Genomic DNA, 7,957 nt, shown 5'->3' with positions numbered 1-7,957 from the left:
TAAATATATAAGGTTTTTATTATGACTATGGAAGGGGTTGAGAACGTGGAATTACATGCGGGACACCATGAGGTCGTGCAGTGGTTGGGGTTAACATTTAATATTGATACCTTGATTGCTACATGGGTTACTATGGCTATTGTAATACTGGTAACAGTATTGGCCACCCGAGGACGTAAATTGGTGCCTGTAGGCTTGCAAAATATAGTGGAAGCTATATTAGAAGGCTTAGAGGGGCAGCTAGCTCCGAACTTGGGTCGTCATTGGCCGATGGTAAGTTCCTTGTTATTTACGTTTTTCTTATTTATTTTTGTAGGGAACGAACTGGGTTTAATGCCAACGTTTAAGGCTTTAACATCACCAACATCCGATATTAATACTACAATTGCATTAGCTCTATGTAGCACATTAGTGGTATGGGTTATGGGGATTAAAGTTAAAGGCTTATCCTATTTCAATCATTTTGTACAACCTTATAAGGCTTTGCTAATCCTTAATATTTTTGAGGAAATTGCAAAACCAGTTACACTTGCTTTCCGTCTATTCGGCAATATCGTAGCTGGTGAAATTTTGTTAGAAGTATTGTATAACTTGCCTTGGTTTGTACCTGTACCATGGGTTTGGATTGCTTTTAGTTTATTTATCGGTATTATTCAAGCCTTTATTTTCACAGTTCTTACTGCCTCCTACTTGGGGATGGCTCTTAGTGAGGAACATTAATTATTTTATATGGAGGATATATTATGGAAGCTCAAGGTTTATTCGCATTAGCAGCAGCAATCGCAGTAGGTTGTGGTGCCATTGGTGCAGGTATCGGTGATGGTCTTGTATCTAGCAAAGTAATCGAAGGTATTACACGCCAACCAGAATTACGTGGTCAATTGATGTCTACAATGTTCGTAGCGATTGGTTTGATCGAAGCGATGCCTATCATCGGTGTAGTAGTAGCATTTATTTTGTTATTCAGATAATAACGAGGAGGAATAACCTTGGTTGACTTAAGCCTTGGAACGATTCTTGCTCAAATGTTGAACTTTTTTATATTAGTTTGGCTATTGGCTCGTTTTGCATATAAACCATTATTGGCTATGATGACAGAACGTAAAGAACGAATTGCTAAAGACTTAGAAGCTGCAGAAAAAGCTCGTGCAGAAGCAGAGGAATTTAAAGCTGATTATGCAGCTCAAATTTCTAATGCTCGTGTAGAGGCACAAAAAATTGTTGAAAAAGCAATTCAAGAAGCAGAAAATACAACACGTGAACAATTAGCAACAGCTCGCGAGCAAATTGAACAAGAAAAAAATCGTGCTCGTCAAGATATTGCCATTGAACGTGATCGTGCAATGAACAGCTTGCGCAATGAAGTTGTTTCCTTATCTGTAGCTATGGCTGGTAAAGTTGTTGCTAAAGATATGAACAGCGAAACTAATACGAAATTGATCGAAGACGCTATTCGTCAACTTGATAGTAAAACGATAGGGTTGTGATACGATGAGCATAGAAATTGTAGCAGATAAATACAGTTCAGCTATGTTTGAATTAGCTCAAGAACAAAATAAGTTGGATCTCATGGAGGAGCAATTAGGCTATGTAGCATCTGTAATGGATGAGCAACCTGAATTAAGCTCATTCCTTGAAAATCCAACTGTTACAGAAGATGCAAAGATTAAGCTGATTGGTAAAATTTTTGAATCTAGTCTCGATAAGGTTGCTTTGCATTTTATTTATGTGATGATTAAACGTGGTCGTGATCGCTATATAAAGCAGACTATTGCGGCATTTATTAAGAAATCACGCGAAGCTCGTGGTATTCTAGAAGCTACTGTCACTGTAGCAGAACCAATCACAGCTGATATAGAAGCATCTGTACAAGCTAAATTACGAGAGGTAACGGGCAAAGATGTTATTCTATCCGTGCGTCAAGATCCTTCCATTATGGGTGGTATTATCATTCAAGTAGGGGATAAACGCATTGATGGCTCTGTATCTCGTCGCTTGCAAGAATTAGAAAAATCTTTATTAAGAACGAACTCTATTAGATAGGGGTGAATGGGTATATATGAAAATGAAGCCTGAAGAAATCACTGCTATAATTAAACAGCAGATTCAGGACTATGATGTTGACCTCAATGTCGATGACGTGGGTACTGTTCTCGACGTAGGGGATGGCATCGCCCATATTTATGGTCTTGAAAGAGCCATGGCCGGTGAGTTGTTAGAGTTACCACACGGCGTATATGGCTTGGTTTTGAACTTAGAATTAGATAATGTTGGTGCCGTACTATTGGGTGATGACTTCTTGATTAAAGAAGGTGACCAAGTACGCCGTACTGGCAAAATTATGGACGTACCAGTAGGTGATGCACTTATTGGTCGTGTAGTAAATCCGTTGGGTCAGCCTATCGATGGTAAGGGTGCTATTCAAGCGACAGAACGTCGTCCTGTAGAACATCCAGCTCCTGGTATTGCGGATCGTCAATCCGTAAATGAACCTTTGCAAACTGGTTTGAAAGCCATTGATGCAATGGTACCAATTGGCCGTGGCCAACGTGAGCTCATCATTGGTGACCGTGGTACTGGTAAAACTGCAATCGCTCTTGATACAATCATCAACCAAAAAGGTAAAGATGTTATTTGTATCTATGTAGCTATTGGTCAAAAAGAATCTACCGTAGCTCGTGTAGTACAAAAATTAGAAGAAACAGGTGCGTTGGATTATACAATCGTCGTTTCTGCTAGTGCTTCTACAGGTGCTCCATTACAATACATTGCTCCGTATGCAGGGGTTGCTATGGGTGAATACTTCATGTACAAAGGCAAACATGTACTTTGCGTATATGATGACTTAACTAAGCAAGCAGCTGCTTACCGTGCTATGTCTCTATTATTACGCCGTCCACCAGGGCGTGAAGCGTATCCAGGCGACGTATTCTACTTACACAGCCGCCTATTAGAACGTGCTGCTAAACTTTCACCAGAACTTGGCGGTGGTTCTATTACAGCGTTGCCAATCATTGAAACACAAGCGGGTGACGTATCTGCATACATCCCAACAAACGTAATCTCCATCACTGATGGTCAAATTTTCTTGGGGACAGATATGTTCTACTCTGGTATCCGTCCAGCTGTTGACGTAGGTTTGTCCGTATCCCGTGTAGGTGGTAGTGCACAAACTAAAGCGATGAAACAAGTAGCAGGCCAATTGCGTTTGGACCTTGCACAATATCGTGAATTGGCAGCCTTCGCACAGTTCGGTTCCGATCTTGATGCGGCTACTAAAGCACAATTAGACCGCGGTGAACGTTTGACTGAAATGTTAAAGCAAGGTCAATATGAACCTATGAGCGTAGCAGAAATGGTTATCAACCTTTACGCTGGTACAAAAGGTTATTTAGCTAATATTCAAGTAGATGATGTATTATCATTTGAAGCTGAACTTTTACGTTTTATAAAAGCTAACTATCCTGAAATTATCACGAATATTGAAACGTCTAAGAAAATTGATGAAGATACTGAAAATCTATTGAAGCAAGCAATCCCAGAATGTGTAGAAGCATTTGGTTCTACGCATACATTAGTGTCTCATAAGGAGGCGTAATGTATGGCTAGTGCACAAGATTTGCGAAAACGCATAAAAAGTGTTACCAATACGCAACAAATTACAAAAGCGATGAAGATGGTTGCTTCAGCTCGTCTTCGTAGGGCACAAACAAAAGCGGAATCTACACGTCCTTACGCAGAAAAAATTGGGCAAATCTTGCGTCATATGTCTAATAGTGATTTAGAAGGCTTTAGCAGTCCTTTACTAGAGGTACGTCCTATAAAACGCACATGCTATGTTGTAATAGGTGCTGATAAGGGCCTTGCAGGGGCATTCTCGTCTAATGTATTGAAATTTGCTATGGAGCAATTGCATGGCAAATCTTCCGATACATATCGTGTTATCACGGCTGGTAAAAAGCCAAGAGACAGCATGAAATCCAGAGGAATTCATATCGATAAGTCCTATGCGGGCTTCTCTGATAAACCTTCCTATGAACATGCGCGTGCCATTATGCATGAAGCACTTTCACTATACGAAAGTCATGAAGTTGACGAAGTCATCATGATATATACACGTTTTGTAAATTCTATGACGCAAATTGCACAGGCTGAACGCTTGTTGCCAATAGAGCAACCACAAGATGAGGTAAAAGGGCAGGAGTATGATTTCATGCCATCTGCTGTATCTGTCTTGGAAGCGTTGCTACCAAAATATTTAGAAATTACTGTTTATAATGGATTGTTGCAATCTGCAGCAAGTGAATTGGGTGCTCGTATGACAGCCATGACATCTGCTACAGACAATGCAGGGGAACTCATTGATTCCTTGGGACTTGAATATAACAAGTTACGTCAATCTAGCATTACAAACGAAATTTCTGAAATCGTTGGTGGCGCTAATGCCTTGCAATAAATAAGGAGACATCTGTCGATGAGTAATAATATTGGTAAAGTTGTGCAGGTCATCGGCCCAGTTGTAGACGTGCGCTTCGATGCTGGTCATTTGCCAAGCATCTACAACGCCATCAACATCTACCATGATCATAAGGCACATGATAGACAAAAAATTGTAGTAGAGGTTATGCAACACTTAGGTGATGATACTGTACGTTGCGTTGCGATGAGCTCTACTGACGGTATGACCCGTAATATGGATGCTGAAGATACTGGTGCTGCAATTGCCGTTCCTGTAGGTGAAGGTGTATTGGGTCGTATCTTTAACGTACTGGGTGAAACTGTGGACCATGATCCAGCTCCAGTTGTAGCTGACGAAAAATGGCCTATTCATCGTCCAGCACCTAAATTTGATGACCTTTCTCCAGATACACAAATCTTGGAAACAGGTATTAAGGTTGTTGACCTTATCGCTCCATATGTAAAAGGTGGTAAAATCGGTCTTTTCGGTGGTGCTGGTGTAGGTAAAACCGTATTGATCATGGAATTGATTCACAATGTTGCTACAGAGCACGGTGGTTACTCCGTATTCTCCGGCGTAGGCGAACGTACTCGTGAAGGTAACGACTTGTGGAATGAAATGAAAGAATCCGGCGTTATCAATAAAACGGCCCTCGTATATGGCCAAATGAATGAGCCACCTGGGGCTCGTATGCGCGTAGGTCTTACAGGCCTTACAATGGCTGAATACTTCCGTGACGTGAAGAAACAAGACGTGCTCTTGTTTATCGATAACATCTTCCGCTTTATCCAAGCGGGTTCTGAAGTATCTGCCCTCTTAGGTCGTATGCCATCTGCCGTAGGTTACCAACCTACATTGGCTAATGACGTAGGTGCTTTACAAGAACGTATTACATCTACAAAAGAAGGTTCCATTACTTCCGTACAAGCTGTATATGTACCAGCCGATGACTTGACTGACCCTGCTCCAGCAGCGACATTCGCTCACTTGGATGCAACAACAGTATTGTCTCGTTCCATTGCGGAACTTGGTATTTATCCAGCGGTGGATCCACTCGATTCTACAAGCCGTATTTTGGACCCACATGTACTTGGCGAAGAACACTATGCAGTAGCTCGTGGCGTACAAGAAGTATTGCAAAAATATCGCGATCTTCAAGATATTATCGCAATCCTTGGTATGGAAGAATTGTCTGACGAAGATAAATTGACTGTATCTCGCGCTCGTAAGATTCAACGTTTCTTGAGTCAACCATTCTTCGTAGCCGAAGTATTTACAGGTTCTCCTGGTAAATACGTACCATTGTCCGAAACATTGAGAGGCTTTAGAGAAATCCTTGATGGTAAACATGACGATTTACCGGAAGGTGCATTCTACATGGTTGGTACCATTGATGAAGCCGTTCAAAAAGCAAAGGAAATGCAAGAGAAGGGGGAATAATCCATGGCGGAACCTATGTCCCTACAGATCATCACACCTGATGCGATTGTCTTTGAAGGCAAGTCTACATTCTTTGTAGGCAAAGCCATCGATGGTCAATTTGGTGTTTTGCCAAATCATGCACCTATGATTATCGCATTAGATTTAGCGCCATTACGCATAGATCAACCAGATGGAACATCTCGTGAACTTGCCGTATTTGGTGGCTTCTGTGAAATTGAACATAATAAGGTGAGTATTGTAACTCCAGATTGCCAAGATCCATCATCTATTGATGTGGAACGTGCTCGTCGAGCTAAAGAACGTGCAGAAGGCCGGTTATCCAATCCTACACCAGATATCGATGTAGAACGCGCAGAAGCAGCATTGCAACGTGCATTATTGCGCTTGCATGTAACTAAACAACTATAAAATGAAAGGCTAGCCATAGGGCTAGCCTTTTTCTATAGAATTTCATTTTGTTTATAGGAAACACTCATCTAACATTAAGGTCATCTGCTTATACTAAAATTTGTCATTTAAATTTAATGACTTATTGTGTTAATTTGGAGGTTTTCTAATGAACGTATCAAAAAAATCTTTCATTGCTTTTGCTGTATTAGCATGCTGTTTTGGTGCATCTACACTAGGAACACATGTAGACGCATCTTATGGTTATAAATATACTGACTCGGTTCGCCCACCAGTAGAAACTCCTACAAATGATGCTTTTAGAGCTAACATGGTTAAACAAAATGAAGCTGATAATGCTAAATATGCTGCGACTACTAATACAAGTACAGCAAGTGCAAAAGATGATGATTCAATTTATTACGTAAGCGATTTATCTGATTCCTTCCGTAGTTCATTTACTGCACTTTTAAGAAATGCTGGTTTTACAGAGCATCAACTTAGATTAATCGGCTTGATTCACTAAGTTATGTATCATTAATAGGTGAATACAAAAAGACCGTTAAGCAATTGCTTAACGGTCTTTTTATTGTCTCTTATAATACGCTAACACCTTTTAAGGAGTAAGCAGTATTTCTAGGTTGTTCTACTTGGAAGTCAAGTACAACTGGAGATTCAGAGTTGATGCCAGGCGCTTGATAGCGGTCACGGTCTGTTGGAATACGTTTATACGGTAATTTATCAAGTAATACAGTCATAACTTTATTCCATACAGCCTTATGTGTTGGCATTGTCAAGGAATCATCTGTTTGATTGAATCCACTGCGTACAGTGTGAATAACTTGATCATTCACATCGTAGTAATATAACAATGCATTAACTTTTGCTGCAATGTACATTTCGCGATCATCATTGTTATATGCGTATGGGCTATTTACACCATTGATTTGTACGTATACATCTTGCAATGGTACAGGCATGATAACAATTTCAGAGTTCTGCGCAGATGCAATTTGTGCAAGGTCAACAGCTCTAATTTCTGCTGTTGGCGTATTAGTACTTACGATTGCTGTATCGTAGTACGGATATTTAAGTGTGTTAGATAGACGATCTGTCATGTAACGACCAAATTGTGCTGTATTTTCATTGCGCAACTTGGCAGGTACTACGATTGTTACTTTGCGACTAGGGAAATTATCTAAATGACCATCATAATTAGAATTAGATGTGTTGATCGTCGCTTTTTCAGGTGTTCCTACAACTGGAGTAGAAACCGGTGTGTTGGCAACCTTCAAAATAGGTTGACCATTATTATCGGATTGTAATGTAGGTGTAGTTGTATCTACATTGGATTGCACAGAGTTAATAACAACCGGTTGAGCCCTATTGGATGTTAGTTGACTCATATTAATTGTGGCCGCACTTGCTGTAGCAAGGGTAGATGCCAATAGTACACCTAGTACTGTAAGTAGCGAACGTTTATAGCGTCCGAATTTACGAAACATAGTTCCTCCTCTTAATAAAACTCTTTAAATTTTTACAAACAAAACAACTGGTACTATTATATCACATATACAAAAAAAAGAAGCAAGCTTTATGCTTGCTTCTTGGTCTGGTGGACGATGACAGGATCGAACTGCCGACATCCTGCTTGTAAGGCAGGCGCTC

The 7,957-nt window shown here is 40.4% G+C and carries 10 protein-coding genes; 9 read left to right on the top strand and 1 reads right to left on the bottom strand.

The genetic code is table 11. The features are described 5' to 3' along the window. Window positions 1-45 precede the first annotated feature (45 nt). The 9 genes from atpB (at window position 46) to QZ548_RS06020 (ending at window position 6,815) form a co-directional block, all read left to right on the top strand. Window positions 46-720, top strand: coding sequence for a F0F1 ATP synthase subunit A (atpB, locus tag QZ548_RS06060; protein WP_227721104.1), 675 nt, complete (start codon window positions 46-48; stop codon window positions 718-720). A gap of 23 nt (window positions 721-743) precedes the next feature. After that, entirely contained in the window at window positions 744-971 is a 228-nt protein-coding gene (atpE, locus tag QZ548_RS06055; RefSeq protein WP_004695064.1) for a F0F1 ATP synthase subunit C, read from the top strand. 18 nt (window positions 972-989) lie between these two features. Further along, a complete protein-coding gene (gene atpF / locus QZ548_RS06050; RefSeq protein WP_105089726.1) occupies window positions 990-1,487 on the top strand; it encodes a F0F1 ATP synthase subunit B in 498 nt (165 codons plus the stop codon). Between the two features lie 4 nt (window positions 1,488-1,491). After that, entirely contained in the window at window positions 1,492-2,043 is a 552-nt protein-coding gene (gene atpH / locus QZ548_RS06045; RefSeq protein ID WP_105089725.1) for an ATP synthase F1 subunit delta, read from the top strand. Between the two features lie 16 nt (window positions 2,044-2,059). Then, entirely contained in the window at window positions 2,060-3,598 is a 1,539-nt protein-coding gene (gene atpA / locus QZ548_RS06040; RefSeq protein ID WP_105089724.1) for a F0F1 ATP synthase subunit alpha, read from the top strand. A gap of 3 nt (window positions 3,599-3,601) precedes the next feature. Beyond that, on the top strand, window positions 3,602-4,456 hold the full coding sequence (atpG, locus tag QZ548_RS06035; protein ID WP_295869072.1) for an ATP synthase F1 subunit gamma: 855 nt from the start codon (window positions 3,602-3,604) through the stop codon (window positions 4,454-4,456). Between the two features lie 18 nt (window positions 4,457-4,474). Then, the gene (atpD, locus tag QZ548_RS06030) at window positions 4,475-5,899 is read left to right on the top strand and encodes a F0F1 ATP synthase subunit beta (protein ID WP_060924365.1); all 1,425 of its coding nucleotides are present in this window, start codon (window positions 4,475-4,477) and stop codon (window positions 5,897-5,899) included. A 3-nt stretch (window positions 5,900-5,902) separates the two neighbouring features. Continuing rightward, on the top strand, window positions 5,903-6,310 hold the full coding sequence (gene atpC, locus QZ548_RS06025; RefSeq protein WP_105089723.1) for an ATP synthase F1 subunit epsilon: 408 nt from the start codon (window positions 5,903-5,905) through the stop codon (window positions 6,308-6,310). A 148-nt stretch (window positions 6,311-6,458) separates the two neighbouring features. Next, entirely contained in the window at window positions 6,459-6,815 is a 357-nt protein-coding gene (locus QZ548_RS06020) for a hypothetical protein (protein WP_105084941.1), read from the top strand. Window positions 6,816-6,885: 70 nt separating this feature from the next. Here QZ548_RS06020 and QZ548_RS06015 read toward each other — a convergent pair whose 3' ends face one another. Then, window positions 6,886-7,794 carry a hypothetical protein gene (locus QZ548_RS06015; protein ID WP_295869070.1) on the bottom strand — a complete coding sequence of 303 codons (909 nt, stop codon included), beginning with the start codon at window positions 7,792-7,794 and terminating at the stop codon, window positions 6,886-6,888. Between the last annotated feature and the right edge of the window lie 163 nt (window positions 7,795-7,957).

The organism is uncultured Veillonella sp. (assembly GCF_915069625.1).
GTDB lineage: Bacteria > Bacillota > Negativicutes > Veillonellales > Veillonellaceae > Veillonella.
The sequence above is the reverse complement of the archived record's forward strand: the minus strand, read 5'-3'. Positions and strand labels throughout refer to the sequence as shown.